This is a genomic window from Amycolatopsis keratiniphila (assembly GCF_000400635.2).
Taxonomy (GTDB): Bacteria; Actinomycetota; Actinomycetes; order Mycobacteriales; family Pseudonocardiaceae; genus Amycolatopsis; species Amycolatopsis keratiniphila.
Genome location: NC_021252.1, coordinates 4,889,278 through 4,903,490 on the forward strand (window position 1 = coordinate 4,889,278; position 14,213 = coordinate 4,903,490).

At 64.2% G+C, this 14,213-nt stretch carries 12 protein-coding genes; 3 read left to right on the top strand and 9 right to left on the bottom strand.

Annotated elements, in window-relative coordinates:
* Window position 1 precedes the first annotated feature (1 nt).
* Both AORI_RS63305 and AORI_RS63310 read left to right on the top strand, forming a co-directional pair.
* Window positions 2-961 carry a C40 family peptidase gene (locus AORI_RS63305; protein ID WP_016334801.1) on the top strand — a complete coding sequence of 320 codons (960 nt, stop codon included), beginning with the start codon at window positions 2-4 and terminating at the stop codon, window positions 959-961.
* 1,543 nt (window positions 962-2,504) lie between these two features.
* Window positions 2,505-3,221, top strand: a complete 717-nt coding sequence (locus AORI_RS63310; RefSeq protein WP_016334802.1) for a DUF3800 domain-containing protein — start codon at window positions 2,505-2,507, stop codon at window positions 3,219-3,221.
* A gap of 136 nt (window positions 3,222-3,357) precedes the next feature.
* Here AORI_RS63310 and AORI_RS83395 read toward each other — a convergent pair whose 3' ends face one another.
* The 4 genes from AORI_RS83395 to AORI_RS63325 all read right to left on the bottom strand — a co-directional run bounded on the left by AORI_RS83395 (window position 3,358) and on the right by AORI_RS63325 (window position 8,183).
* The gene (locus AORI_RS83395) at window positions 3,358-3,771 is read right to left on the bottom strand and encodes a hypothetical protein (protein WP_123798457.1); all 414 of its coding nucleotides are present in this window, start codon (window positions 3,769-3,771) and stop codon (window positions 3,358-3,360) included.
* A 995-nt stretch (window positions 3,772-4,766) separates the two neighbouring features.
* Complete coding sequence (locus AORI_RS63315; RefSeq protein WP_016334803.1) at window positions 4,767-6,638, bottom strand: ATP-dependent nuclease; 1,872 nt, start codon at window positions 6,636-6,638, stop codon at window positions 4,767-4,769.
* A 70-nt stretch (window positions 6,639-6,708) separates the two neighbouring features.
* Window positions 6,709-6,942 (bottom strand): hypothetical protein, encoded by a 234-nt coding sequence (locus tag AORI_RS63320; protein WP_016334804.1) that lies wholly within the window; start codon window positions 6,940-6,942, stop codon window positions 6,709-6,711.
* Window positions 6,943-7,676: 734 nt separating this feature from the next.
* The gene (locus AORI_RS63325) at window positions 7,677-8,183 is read right to left on the bottom strand and encodes a hypothetical protein (RefSeq protein ID WP_016334805.1); all 507 of its coding nucleotides are present in this window, start codon (window positions 8,181-8,183) and stop codon (window positions 7,677-7,679) included.
* Window positions 8,184-8,244: 61 nt separating this feature from the next.
* On the opposite strand from AORI_RS63325, the gene AORI_RS82930 reads away from it, so the two are divergent.
* Window positions 8,245-9,113, top strand: a protein-coding gene (locus AORI_RS82930) for an IS5 family transposase (RefSeq protein WP_228688150.1) whose coding sequence is annotated in 2 segments (ribosomal slippage) — window positions 8,245-8,616 and window positions 8,619-9,113 — 867 coding nt in all. Because the reading frame shifts where the segments join, the coding sequence is not laid out codon by codon here.
* A gap of 487 nt (window positions 9,114-9,600) precedes the next feature.
* On the opposite strand, the gene AORI_RS63340 is transcribed toward AORI_RS82930, so the two are convergent.
* From AORI_RS63340 to AORI_RS63360, 5 genes are all read right to left on the bottom strand, one after another.
* Window positions 9,601-12,480 (bottom strand): BTAD domain-containing putative transcriptional regulator, encoded by a 2,880-nt coding sequence (locus AORI_RS63340; protein WP_228688151.1) that lies wholly within the window; start codon window positions 12,478-12,480, stop codon window positions 9,601-9,603.
* A gap of 29 nt (window positions 12,481-12,509) precedes the next feature.
* Complete coding sequence (locus AORI_RS63345) at window positions 12,510-12,923, bottom strand: hypothetical protein (RefSeq protein ID WP_016334807.1); 414 nt, start codon at window positions 12,921-12,923, stop codon at window positions 12,510-12,512.
* Entirely contained in the window at window positions 12,920-13,360 is a 441-nt protein-coding gene (locus tag AORI_RS63350) for a TadE/TadG family type IV pilus assembly protein (protein ID WP_123798459.1), read from the bottom strand. The genes AORI_RS63345 and AORI_RS63350 overlap by 4 nt, the downstream gene beginning before the upstream one ends.
* On the bottom strand, window positions 13,357-13,719 hold the full coding sequence (locus tag AORI_RS63355; RefSeq protein ID WP_420806969.1) for a TadE/TadG family type IV pilus assembly protein: 363 nt from the start codon (window positions 13,717-13,719) through the stop codon (window positions 13,357-13,359). Before AORI_RS63355 ends, AORI_RS63350 begins: the two co-directional genes overlap by 4 nt.
* 107 nt (window positions 13,720-13,826) lie before the next feature.
* Complete coding sequence (locus AORI_RS63360; RefSeq protein WP_338024026.1) at window positions 13,827-14,156, bottom strand: hypothetical protein; 330 nt, start codon at window positions 14,154-14,156, stop codon at window positions 13,827-13,829.
* Window positions 14,157-14,213: the final 57 nt, after the last annotated feature.

Sequence of the window (14,213 nt, forward strand, 5' to 3'; positions counted from 1 at the left end):
GATGGCTAAGCTCGCAGTAGCCGGCGTCGCGTTCTTCGTCGTGCTGCTTCTTCTCATCGGCGGAGGTGCGATCGCCGTGGTCCAAGCAGTGGTCGGCAGCTCCGTACAAAGCACGAGTTGCGTCCCCGGCGGCGCGACCGGCACACCGGTAGCCGGATACGGCGCCGGAGAAATGGGACACGCGGCGACGATCGTCGCCGTCGGCAAGCAGATGAACGTTCCCGAAAAGGGCTGGGTCATCGCGATCACTACCGCGATCACCGAGTCACGACTGCGCAACCTCAGCTACGGCGACCGCGACAGCATCGGCCTCTTCCAGCAGCGCCCCTCGCAAGGCTGGGGCTCCGTCGCACAGATCGTGAACCCGAACTACAGCAGCGAGCAGTTCTACCGGCATCTCACGGCGCTGCCGAACTGGCAGACCATGCCCGTCGCCGAAGCCGCCCAAACCGTACAGCGATCAGGCTTTCCCGACCGCTACGCACAGTTCGAACCAGCCGCTCGCCAGATCGTTGCCGCAGTCCATGGCGCGACTTGTACATCCAGCGGCACAGGCGGCTGTAACGCGATTCAGGCACCCACTCCCGCTGCAAAGGCCGCAATCACCTACGCATGCAGGCAACGTGGCCTTCCCTACGTCTGGGGCGGAAACGGCCCGGACGGCGGGCATGACGGTTTCGACTGCTCCGGGCTGACCAAGGCAGCGTACGACTCAGCAGGGGTCTTACTCCCCCGTACCGCCCATACCCAATTCCACGCCGGACCCCGAGTGCCGGATGGGCAACCGCTCCTGCCTGGCGATCTCGTCTTCTACGGCGCACCCGCCAGGATCCACCACGTTGGCCTCTACATCGGCAACGGCAAAATGATCAACGCTCCCACATTCGGCCAACCCGTCCAGATCGACGACCACCGACGCCCCGGAGACGACTACGCTGGGGCCACACGACCAACCGGATAGAGCGCGTGTAATTTCCGCGCGAGGTTTAACACTTCCAAGTGTACTTGAGCATGTCGTGAGCATTTGTTCAAGTGCCCCTGAAGGTCCCTCGCTGCAGCACGTCCCCCTACTTCGATTGTCTCCGAGCGAAGGGATCGTGTCTCCTGCCCGTTCCACAGTTGAAGCCTTCAGAGATCATGCAGCCCTCGGATTGGCAGTGGATCCAAGTTCGCGTATACTTCTTGAATTATGGAGCACCATGCGCATGCACCCCGTCGCACCACAGCGACGACGAGGAAAGTCTGCGCATTCTGCGAGGCGCCTGGACGATTGACCGGTGAACACATCTTTGGCAACTGGCTACGCAAGCTCGGCTACAATGGAATTGGTCTTCACGAAACGAACGATAGCGTCCAGCGTCGCGGCGTGTTCAGCGCGAAGGTGAAGATCGCGTGCGCGTCATGCAACAACGGGTGGATGAGTAGACTGGAGCAAGACGCAAAGCCGTTGCTGATCCACTTGTTCAGGTCACACGGTAGGTCAATCCCGCTCGAACAGGATGCGCAGCTCACCTTGGCGCGCTGGGCATTCAAGACCGCCGTAGTGTGTTCCTACGCTGACAAGAGCCAGATTAATCTCTTTCCCATAGAACACCGCCGCGCGTTCTATTTAAATGACCAGCCGCCGGACCAGGCGTGGGTCCGGATCGGCGCCATGGCCGTCCCTTCGAACCCATCGAAGGGCGAGCACCTCGCTGCAGTCGAGTTTGGAACAAGACTAGACACCCTAACTAGCGACAACAGCAGCCTTAGCTTTCCAACATACCGGGCCACTATCAGATTAATAAACGTCGTATTCTGCGTTATGGGCTATGCGACAACCGAAATAACAATGCGAGATCAGCCTAGCAAAGATTTTCGAATGATTACTCTGCCGCTCTGGCCAATGCGGCGGCCTACGATTTGGTGGCCACCACCTGCCCCAGCCTGGCGGGCCTCGCTGGATATGCCGCACTCGGGTATTTGGGGCCTGACGTGAAGCCAGCCACGGAAATCAGTTGAGCGAACCCGCTTGCAGGCTCTGGATTCGCTGTAGGGAGCTGGTGCCGCCGGCATTGAGGGCGTCATGGCAGTCGCCGAGCACTGTGACGGCCGCAGATACAAACATGCTCCCTTCAAACTGGACGACACGGACGCCGGAGACGTCACCGATGACTGGACTGGCATCTGCGCTGCTTTGATGGGTCAGAGCAGCGCAGTTGGAGGTGGCCTGGCGGAGTTGACGCTGGTACTGGAGACGGCCGACGACACCTACGTGCGGCGCATTCCGGACGCCTCACCGTTGCCCCGGGGAGGCGAGCGAGGGTGCGATCGCTGCCCGCCCCAAGAGCACCGAGTGCTCAGATAGCGCGGAAACCGACCACAGACGAGCCGCTTCAATCGCACGGAAACACAAGGTCGAGCGATTAGGTTTGCTCATGTTCGCCCGGAACGTACAACACTCTTACTCGACAGGCACTCTGTTGTCCTCTCGTCGGGTACTTAGATCGGGCATACTACGATGTATGGCTCACCTGGTGTACATCGACGAGACGGGCTCAGTCGGGAAGGGCGCAAAGCAACAAGAGTTGTTAACGCTCGCCGCCGTGCTCGTTCATGAGGACAAGGTCAAGGCCCTCAAAGAGGCGTTTCACGCAGTGGCTTGGAAACACCTAAAGTGGCTGCCCGCGGACTTCGAGCTTCACGGGAACGAGATCTGGAACGGCGTTGGCCGCTGGGAGGCTTTTGCGCCCGCCGAGCTGATCGCTGTATACGAGGACGCGATCGCGGTCCTCGACGATCTCGACATTGATGTTTCTCACGCCAGCATACACAAGGAGCGACTGCACACGCGGTACAACGGAAGCGCAGACGGGAATGCCTACCTTTTGGCTCTGCAGTTCCTGCTCGAAAAGATCGACAAATCTGACGGGAACAAGATCCTCATCGCTGACGAACAGAAGGAACACCAACTACGAGCGGTGAAGATGGTCGCCGACCTCCAGGACTGGCGCGGGGGCGAGGTGCCCGGAACCCAGCTCAAAACCGTCATCGACTCCATGCACTTTGTGAGCTCTCATACCAGCCCTGGGGTGCAACTTGCGGACATCGTCGCCTATGCCCTACAGCGATATCGTAACAAGCGGGACAGCCATCCGGACGCTAGGGCTGCGATCACCAGGATTAGAGACGTGATATCTGAGCACACCCACACATGGCGCGACCCTTGGCCAGCCAAGTAACCAGAACGGAATCCGAATGGAAGCAAACACGGGGCATACAATTTACGTCGAGCAATAAGGTCGCACGTATGAAACTCGACGTTAGTTGCCAACAGCTCAACCATGCTCTCTTCACGGTTCAACACGCCGGTCTCCCTCATTGCGCACCTGGTGGACATTTTCCACAGGCCGACATATCGTCAACAATTAGATAAACTATTATTGGCGACCGCTTCCAACGCCCGACCGAATCCCCGTAACGCGCCTCCCCAGGCGACCCCTGTGGATCACCAGCGCTACCAGCCTTACTATCGGGCAGCGAAGCTTGCGCAGAATTGATTTCTTTTAGAATTTCAGCAATCTCAGTCGCAGTAAAGCTATCACCCTCGCTTCTTCTGTTTCGCGGAATACCGAGTCTGACAACCTTGCCCCAAACACGAACCTTTGCAAGCTCGGGATCCATTTTTGAGTGATTCTTATGAATTTGCCATATCAAAAAGGTCAACGCGGCGACAAGCAGCGCACCGAACCCAACATGAGGATTAAGTAACCCGAGAAGAAAGTGCGTCAAAACGACTCCAACCGACAGAGGGGAGTCGTTCCATCTGACGCTATGCGCAGGTGAGCGACGCCCCGCGAATGACTGGGCTATTAGTCACTCGCAGCAAGTCGGGCCCTCGCGTCGGATGGGGCGAGGTCGCCACAAGCCTTCCGGGTGAAACCAGTGATCTAGCCACTGGATGCCTCAACCCTTGAAGGGTTGCAAAAATTGCCCGAAGCACCATAACAAATCGCTTCAGGGCAGCAGTTTTATAAGTTCGCAAAAGCAGCGCATCAACACTGCCAACAACTTGAACAAGCAGTCTTTCAGGGGTATCGCGCTCACGTGAAACAACGACGCGATCATAGGAGACCGTAATTTCCTTTTGGCTCCACGAAAGCGCAGACGCGATAGCGCCATATTGGAAACCTGCGCTATCGAAAGCATCAGCTTCGACCTTCAGCGCGTCCGAAGCTAATCGTAGAGCAGGAAATCTTACCCCCCTGCCGACAGTCTGTCGAACGTTGGAGGTAAGCGATACGGCATTAACGTAAAGGTCGGCGGCATCCTTGACATGCTCTAGAAAAGCTTCGCGTTCATGCTCGAGCGTAAACCTGCGTCGATATTGCTTCAATTCAATTAGGCCGACAACTGACCGGAAATTAATAAGTCGAACAACGCTCGTTCGACCCCCTGCGTCGTTTCGAAGGTGCCAATGTGCTTCTTCGTCTCGTCCGGAGGTAGCCCGCACACCTAGCTCCATGGCGAGCTCAGCCTCGAGCTGCCGGAGGGGCCAGGTCCCACTCGACGCAGGCACGGGGCGATCAAGTCCCAGGAGCACAACGTGAGTATGCCACAGGCCCGCGCCCGACAACCCCTTGCAGTGCACCTGTCGGATCAGCACTCTCGTAGCCGGAGCACGAACCACCCGATCCTGGCGGGCCTCAGATTTCTTGGATCCTTGAAAGGCGCTGGCTCAGGCGCGGCTGGGCCCGGACTGCGGACCGCAACGGGCGCGAGGTCAGCTAGAGCAAACTGTTGAGGCGGATGAACAGGGCCTGGAAGCGCGCGCGTGTCGGCTCGTCGATCTGTTCGAGCAGCTTCCCCGGCGAGCGCATCAGGTGGTTCGCTGGCTGATAGTGGTCGAACCGGTCACCGTGGAGCGCCTCGACCTGCTTGACGATCCGCCCGCCGCCGTTCAGCTTCGACTTCGTGAACCGGCCGACCTTCGACGCGCCGAGCAGCTTCAGGTACCAGCCGGCCTCGAAGAGATCTTCGATGTCGGCTTCGCTAGTGCTGGTGAACTCGGTCAGGTACACCAGGCGCCGGTCCTCGAGCAGACCGCGCTTTGCCAGCTGGGCGATTCGCTGGTTGACCCCCGGAGCGACGTCCATCAAGACCGCGACCTCGAGCTTACTTCCGCCCATCAGCGAGACGAATGCAGGGACCTTGTCCAGGCCACCGGCCGGAGTGATCGTCCAGCGCGGGTCGAGCGGCGTGCCGCCGGCGGCCCGGATGAGGTCGCTCATGACGGTCAGGTATACGACGTCGGCCGGGCCTTCGACAAGCAGCTGGTTGGGGCCGATGACGAGGGTCTGGGTCATGTCGATCCCGAGCGCGCCGAGCAAGGGAAAGACCGTTTCCGGGCGGGCCTTCCAGATCTCCTGGCTGACTTTCGTGCCCTCGTCGTCGACGTCCTCGACGGTCCGGCACTGCTCCAGCTTGTTCGGCTGGATCATGAACAGGGAGTGGGTGCTGTAGACGACCTGGTGGTGCGGGGCGAGCTGTTCCTCGATGTAGCGCAGTAGATCGGCCTGTGCCTTGGCGTGCAAGTTGAGCCCTGGCTCGTCGAGCAGGATGATCCGCCGCCGCCCGGAGCTGTTCGTGTACTCGGAGAAGGCCGCAAGGAACGAGAAAAACCAGATGAAGCCCTTCGAGCGGCCCTCCATCCCCAAGGTCACTCGGTGCTTGCCGTTCTTGATCCGGATGTGCAGCCAAGGCTCGGACAGCATCACCGGCGGGTTCTGCGGGTTGGGCTTGGGCCGGAACTCGATGTCGAGCTCGACCGACAGGCTCGGGTTCTGGGTCCAGTATTCGAAGAGCTGGTCGGTCAGCTCGTTCGCCGCGGCCTCCAGCGCAGCCTTGCGGCTCTCGTAGGACTCCGCTGTGAACTCTGCCGACTCGACGCCGGCGAGCCGAAGTAGGGAAAGTGCGGTGCGCTCGTGCGGACCGAGGTCTTCCTCCGCGACGGTCTGCAGCTGGTTGATCGACACTTCGCCTGGCAGCACGCTGTACTCGTCGAAGTACTGGAAGTCCGGGATCCGCGAACGAAGGATCTTCCGAATTTCGTCGCCGAGATCACGCTTGGCGAGATCGTCGGCCAGCTGCACCGCGGCGTCGGCTTCGTCATCAGCGCTCAGGACCTCGATCAGCTGCTCCACCGTGGTAGCGGAGTAGCGACTCACGTCGAGCCCCGCCTTCGTCACGAGGTGGCGCGCAGCCCCCAGAGGGTTCGAAATCCGCGAAGTCCAGTACAGCACCTTGACGCCGTACCTACGGCCGACCGTGAGGGTACTCGCGCAAAGTGCATCCGGACCGAATTTCTCGGAGACCGCGTCGACATCGGACTGCTCGAGCTCAAAGGTCGCCTTGACCGGCTGGGCAGTCCCGATAGCCGCCTTGTCCCGGGCGCGGTAGCGACGCGGGTAGTCCCGCAGCTCGTCGAAGTTCGTCGGGTGGCCGCTGGCGAGCGGATCCACGCGGTATAAGGCCTCCAAGACGGCGGTCTTGCCGGACTCGTTCTTCCCGACGAGCGCGGTGACGTCACCAGAAAGGGTGAATTCACCGGAGTCGGTGATGCTCTTGAACTTCGTGATGTGGGCGGACAGCAAACGCATCGACGGTTCTCTTTCCTGCAAACGGCCTTGACGATGGCTGCCCCGAACAGCGGTACACAGGTTACGCCGCTCACTCCAAGATCGCTAAGCCATTTCGAAGAAGCGCCACGTCCAGCTGAGCCACCTCGCCGACGGGCTGGCCGTTGTCGGCTACCTGGGCGTCGCTGGTGCCGGAGACAGCCTGGCCAAGGAGCCGGGAGGACTCTTCGAACCCGCTAGCAGCGTGCGTGCCTGCCCGCTCTGCATGGTCGATCGCTGCCATGGCTGTCTCCAATGTCGCAACGATCATTTCGATGCCGCTCACGTTATCTCCCCTGTCAGGCCCAGTCGTGGAACATGACATGAGCGTCCGCCAAATGAGCTGAGCTCGGCGGCCTGCGGCGGCAGTCGATAATCGACGGCGCCGCGCGGTCGAGGTGGCGGAGGCGCTTCTCACGTTCCCGGAGGACCGGATCATTCAATTGTGGTTCTGCGGGGATCGGCCGATCAGGGTCGGGTCCAGCGTTGGCTTCGAGGGTCCCAGGTCGCGGCGGTGTAGAGGCGGTTGAGGTCGGGGAGACTGGGATCTCCTTCTTGCATCCAGCCGAACTCGATACATTCGGCCATCCCAGACATCAGGCCCGTCCATACGTCCTGAGGACAACGGCAGTACATGTGGCCGTTGCGCTGTCGGCCAGTGGCTAAGCAGCGGGCAATCTCGCAGCGATGTTCGTGAACTTGTCCGATTTCAACGTGACAGGCAGGGCACGTCTCCTCCAGCGGGAAGGCGGCCGGGTCGGGGCTATTGGGGCGCGTAGTCATGGTCTTCTCCAAGCTCTTTGTTGCGGTTCGAAGGGAACTCACGTCCTTGTCCGGTTCCCTCGCGGACAGAGAAGCGACCCAGAAAGAATTTCCCGGGGGGCTTTTGGCAGCCGGCGTCGTCCCGTGGAAGTCACTCGTCTTAGGACGACGTGCCGCCAATGGTCTGCTGGGACTTGAGGTCGGCGCGGGCACACATCGGCGTTCCCGCGCCGACCTGCAAGTGCTGAACTCCGAGTTTCAGCTCGTCGTCCTATCCTCGAGGCTCTTCAGCACGTTGCGCAGTGAAGCCGCAGGGAACTTGTTCGCGCCGTACTTCTCCGCTGCCCAGTCGAAGGCCCGTTGGACTACCGCGAGTGCCTCTAGCGGAGGGTGCGGCACGACGATGCTCCCTGTGCCGAAATGCCAGCCGTCCAGCTGGGCCGTGGGAACGGCGTGACGTATGGCGTCCTGCTGGCGCGCCGTTACCGGTACGAGCGGCGTCGTTCCTGTGATGGGTACTTCGCGTGGCTCGACCCGGATCCCGACGTCTCGCGCCCAACAGTCGCTGGTGCGGCCGTTCGCGTCCCAGCGGACGTGAACCTCGGCCAGCTCCCGGTGCGGCTCGCGGCGATCAGGCCGTACGACGTGGAGGAACACAGCGCCACGCCCGTGCGGGCCTGCGACCTTCACAGGCGAGCCTGTTTCCAGCTCCTGCCCAGTGACTCGGTGGACGGCGACGTAGATCGTTCTTGTCTTCTGCTGCATGGCCTTCCTCCTAGGGCGTGTCCTGTAAGTGATCTAGCTGCGGTTCGGCTGGATTGCGGTCGTGGTTGGTCGTGGTGAGTTGACGGACAAGGCATGGGCGGTGATCGAGCCACTGCTGCCGCCTCGGCAAGGTGGTGGGCGGCGGTGGCGGGATCACCGTCAAGTCATCAACGCGATCCTGTGGAAGCTGCGCACTGGTGCGCCCTGGCGTGACCTGCCTGATCGTTACGGGCCCTGGAAGACAGCGCATGAACGGCTGCGGTTGTGGACCAAGGACGGCACCTGGGACCGGATCCTCGACCGGGTGATCGTCAAAGACGACGCCGTCGGCGACCTCGAATGGATCGTTTCCGTCGACTCGAGCGTGGTCCGGGCGCATCAGCATTCCGCCGGCGCCCGGAAAAAAGGGGATGCAGCGACGGAATCGAAGCCCTCGCCCTCGACGGGGAAGGACTCGGGCGGTCCCGCGGCGGGCTGAGCACCAAGATCCATCTCGCCGTCGACGGACGGGGCCTGCCGATGCGGTTCCTGCTCACCCCCGGCCAAGCCGGAGACAACCCGCAGCTGGTTCCGCTACTGGACGGCATCACCGTCGCCCGGATCGGTCCAGGCCGGCCACGCCGCCGACCGGAGGCGGTGATAGCTGACAAGGCGTATTCGCATCCTTCAACCCGTCAGGCGATGCGGGACCGGCGGATCAGGTTTGTCAGCCCGGAACGGGATGACCAGATCGCCCGCCGCGTCACCAAAGGCTCCCGCGGCGGGCGACCACCAACATTCGATGCCGAGGTCTATAAACAGCGCAACGTGGTCGAACGGTGCTTCAACCGGCTCAAACAGTTCCGCGACCTGGCCACCCGCTACGCCAAACGCGCCGCCTACTACCAGGCCGAACTCACCATCGCCGCGATCGTGCTCTGGCTCCAATGACTTACAGGACACGCCCTAGCCGAGCCCCAGGGGCGCCTTAGTCGTGCTTAGCCGACTACACGTGCGCTTAGCAGCCGCTAAGCGTCGTCCCCTATCTCAAGGGACGGCATTTTGGTCCATAGTGGACAGTCATGAGGGCATGACAACACGGCTGCCAGCAGGCCGGCCCCGCGGCCAGCGACTGGCGGGCGGAAGGATACTTCGGATGTCGGGGAAGCCCCTCGCACGCGAACGCAACCGTCGCACCCAACGTGACCGCCGAATCCAAACAGACGGAAGCCGGCCACCCACCCGACAGACTGTTCAGATGCCTGCTGGCACCGAAGTTGGAGGGCACAGAGGAAGGGGTGCCGACGTACCTGTGCTGCGAAAAGCCCGTTCCCTGCCCCTTCCGCTCTAGCAGGCCCCCGGAGAGGAAGGCGGAAAGGAAGCTGGAGAAGTAGGCGGACAAGCTCTTGCCGCCTCGATGAAGCGCTGCTCAGTCAGGTCAGCTAGCTTGCCTGTCCGGAACGCCATTCCTCGGTTGCTGAAGTGCGGCGGCAAGGGTGATGGTGTCGCGGGCAGGGTGTTCTCCGAGTTCGGATAGCACCGTAATTAGCAGCCGCAGCGTGCGCGGGATGCTGTCGTACTGGCCGAGGCGGGCTTGGGTGCGCATGAGGTCGCGGTAGATCGCTTCGTTGTAGGGGTCGAGCCGTCGGGCTTGTTCCAGCAGGGCGAGAGAGTGTTCGGGCGCGTCGCGACGGGCTGCGCGGATCAGGGTACTGAACGCATCGAGGACCTCGCGGCGGAGCGCCTCGCGGGGTCCGTCGATCCAGTCTGCGGTGATGCCTTCGGCGAGGTCTCCGCGGTAGAGCGCGATGGCGGTGTTCAGCGCCTGGGTGGCGTCGGCCGGTGTGCTGGTTCGGCTGGCGGTGAGCGCGTCGTGCAGCTGCCAGAGATCGACGGCGATGAGCTGTTCGTTGAGGGCGTAGTGGCCGTCCTGGGTGGTGATGATGTCGAGGGCGTCGTTCTCGGTGGCGCTGCGGAGGCTTCGGCGGAGCTGAGACAGGGTTGCGTGGAAGGTGTTGTAGGGGCGATCAGCCGGTGCATCGGGCCAGAGCGCAGCGCTAAGGGTTTCGCGGCGGCAGCCTTCACGGTGCAATGCCAGGTAGACAAGGATCTCCCGTTGTCGCGGCGCGAGCGCTTCAACGAGGTCATACGGTTCTGGGCCGGTGCGATTCAGGCGAAGACGGCCGACTACCTGCAGCCGCAGCGACCGATCCGGGGATCGGTCCGCGGTGCTGGTCTCTGCCGTCCCGACGTCCCGTTGCGTAGTCGCCTGAGGCGCTTCAGGGCCGTGTTCGGGACCGGCTTTGCTGAATTCGTATTCGGATGTGGTCGTGGCCACGCTATCGACGCAGGTGGAGCGGTGTGACGGTTCGGTGCGGTCGGGCTCGGCGGCGTGGAGCAGCGTGAGTAGGTCGAGGGCGTCGGCGCCCGGAATGGAGAAGAGCCGCGCGCCGGCGAGGTTGCCGGTGAGTGCAGGGGAAGCCGTGTCGACTATGCCGTCACCAGTCACGCGCACGGTACCGCCGGGACGCCATGGGCCAAGGAGCAATCCGGTGAGGCCGAGGTGGGCTCCGGTCTCGAGGATGGTGTGCAGGCGCCGGTCGGCGTCCGCGCTGGGCGCGGCCACGATGAGAAAGGGCCCGGAACGGCTCGACGGGCGAGGTGTCTGGGTATCCGGGTCGTTCCTGGGGAGGCTCTGGCCGTGCGTGCGGGCGAGCAGTTCGGCTTCCAGCACATCGAGAGCCGCGGGTAGGGCGTCGACGATTCTCAGCCGTTCCGGTACACGGTCTGGGAGGGTGTGCCCGAACAACGAGCGGGCGACAGGGTGCGGGATGACGATCGTGGCGTCGAGGCCGTCGCTGGCGGCTTGCGCGAGCAGGGTGACGATGAGGGCCCGCGCGGCGGAGTGAGCGCCGGGCCCGACGAGCCCGAGGCCTTGTGTCTGGGCGAGGTCGAGCGCGATGGTGTGTCCGTTCCGGATGCCGACCGCGGTCCCGGGTGTCGTCGGGTGTGCGGCGCGGACGACGGCCTTGGCTCGGTCGCGGGTGTCCAGCTCGACCTGCCGGGTGTGTCGGGAGTTCGTCGGTTCGGTCGCCGGAGTCTCCTGGTCGGCCGGAGGTCGCGTGGCGACGTCGTGAGCGATGCGCAGAGCGCGCACGACCGGAAATCCCGTGGGATCGCCGTCGGTTCGGACACCAGGCCGGTACCAGCGGCGACGACGCATTCGGACCGTGACCGTCGCCAAGGTGATCAAAGCGGCCAGTCCGAGCCCGACGAACGCCCCACCCGGCAGCGACACACCGCCGTCTCCGGACGCCACGGAATTCTGCTGTTCGTCCCCGAGTGTGGGCGGCGGTGTTTGGCCAGCTGGGGGTGGATCGTCCGGGAGTTCGGGTGCCGACACGCTCGGCGGCGGCTCCTGGGCTTCTGCCGGTGGTGCGGTTGGCGCGGTGTCGGGCAGGGCGAGCGTCCAGCCGGGTAGGAGCTGGTCGGGGTGGCGCAGGGCACGGCCATCGGGCTGGGCCCGCCCGGCGTTGAGGTCAAACAGCACGCGCCAGGCGTCCGGGTCACCGAGATGGCGCTCAGCGATGCCGGTGAGTGTGTCCGCGGGCTGCACGGTGACGGTCCGTCCGGTCTCCGAGGTGATGGCGTGGCGCGGGGGAAGACCGGCGGCGTCTAGCGGAAGCAGCAAGGTCCAGGCGGGTTCGAGGTCGTCCGGGTTGCCGGCGAGCAGGCCGGGGTTGAGCCGCACGATCTCGTGATAGCGCCTGCCGTCGCCGAGATGGCGTTCGGCGAGGTACCACAAAGTGTCGCCGTGCACAACCGTGTACGGGACCGCGCCGTGCGTGGTTGTCGTCGCCGTGCCCGCAGCAGAATCGCGGGGCGCGCTGGCCGGGTTCGGATGGGGCCGTGGTGGCGCGGTGGCCGCGGTCGGCGTGGCGGGGAGTCCGGACGCTGCCGCGGTGCCTGCGGATGTGGCGATCAGGACGGCGGCGACGAGCCCGGCGATCCACCGGCCGGTCGGGATCCGCCGCAGCGGGCCGCGGGCGGCACGGCCGGTCTGGCGAATCACTTCGACGATCACGGACACAGTGAGGGCCAGCCAGCCCGTCCATGCCACGGCGACGATCAGCCAGATCACCAGGTCGCCGGTGATCCACGCCCAGCGCAGCGTGGCCCAGATCTGCTCGGGCCACTGAGTGATCTGTACCGGGTCCGGCCACCGCTCGGGAATCAACCGGGCAGGATCGGCGCCAAGGGCCAGGAGCCCGCTCGGGATACCGGCGACGAACGCGAGCAGAGCCAGCGCGGCAAGCATGCCGCGGAGGCGCTGTGCCACCGGGGACGTCATGGCAGCCCGCCGTCGCGGGTCCCGACGCCGAGTTCGGCCACCGCGGTACCGGTGGCTTGCACACTACGGCCGAGCAGTCCGATGGGCGCGGGCTCGGTGACCGCAACCGTCACCCGGACCGTGCGAGTACCGGAAATGGTGACCTGGCCGGGGTGCCCGGTACGGGCGAGGTAGTCGCCCGCGGTCCGGGCGGCCGTGGTGGTGTCGATGCCGACGTGCGGGCTGCGGGTGTCCACGGCCGTGTTCGCGACGCGGGCGGCTTCGGCGGCCAGGGCGTCGGCGCGGGCGATGGTCCGCAGCCGGGCGGAGCCGTCGACGACCAAAGCGAGCACGAACAGCAACGCGGGCACCAGGACCGCGATCATCACGCTGAGCGACCCGGCGTCCCGTGGCCGTGCCGCGGTGATCATGGACTCCCCCGGTACGGATCGGCGGGGCTGGTGAATGAGCTGGTGATCAGGCGAGTACCGCCGGGGACGGGGAGGGCGAGGTCGTTGAGCGCGATGCGGCACGTCACGCTGGCCCTCAGCAAGCCGGCGCGGCCGACGGCGATCTGGCTGGCGTCGATCGACACGCTGGTTTCCTGGCAGGTGATGCCCTCACGTCCGAGACGATCACGAGCCACAGCCGCTCCGGCCTGCTGCGCCGAGTGAGGGCTGCGGGCGATCGACGCGGCGCGGGCAGCAGCGGTGGCGGCGTTGTCGACGGCTTGCTCCGCGGAACTGACGCGGGCACCCGCGATGATCAGCAGCCCCACGAGGATCACGGCGGGCACGAGCACCGCGGCTTCGACGCTGACGGAACCCGTATCTGTCCACAACCGACCGATACGTGCGTGGCGAGTCACGAGCCGCCCCCGGTCAACGACGTGGTGAAGCGCTCCTTGACCGCTCGCGCGGTCACTTCGACCCCGATATTAAGCCCGGGGATCGGCAGCAGCCGGACTGTCGTACCGGACACCGCGACCTGGACAGTGTCAGCGGTCATGGTGGCACGAACCTCGGGTGTGGTCAGGACACCGCGGCCTGCGCGGTCGGCGAACGACCGTGCGGCGGCGGCCGCGACGGGTTGTGTGGCGCCGACAGGACGTCCGGCGTCCACACCGGCCTGTGCCGCCTGAGCGGCCACGGAATGCGCATGCCACCACAGGCCGCCTTGCACTACAGCGAGAATCAGCAGCAACACCAACGGAAACAGCACGGCCAAGCCGACGGACTCCGCTCCCCTGTCGTTGTGAAGCCGCGCCCGGATGAATACTCGGCACCGTGTCCATAGTGGCCGGTCGGCCTGGCGGAGCGAGAAAGTTGATGTTGTCACGACGCTACCGCCGGGAGAGGAATGGTGCCGCCGTGTGCGGGTGGAATGTCCTGCGCGGCGGCGACGTTGGTGTGCGCTGACTGGTGTGAAGCGGCCGGTTTCCGGGCTTGGGTGGTCTTCGCAGGATTCGTTCCGGCGGGCTTCTTCCGCTTGGCGCGTCCGGGTTTGGCGTTGTTGAGCCAGCGGGCGAGCTCGGTTGCGGGGACGTCGGTGAAGGCGGCCAGCTCGTCGATCTCGATCACGTCGCCGGATTCGGCCAGCACCTCACCCAGTTCGCGTTCGATGCCGCCGAGTTGCTTGGCCAGCTCGGCGTGGCGGTCTGCCAAGTCACCGACGCGCCGGGCCGCGGCGGACCTCCTCTCACTCCGGGCAGTGTCTGCTAC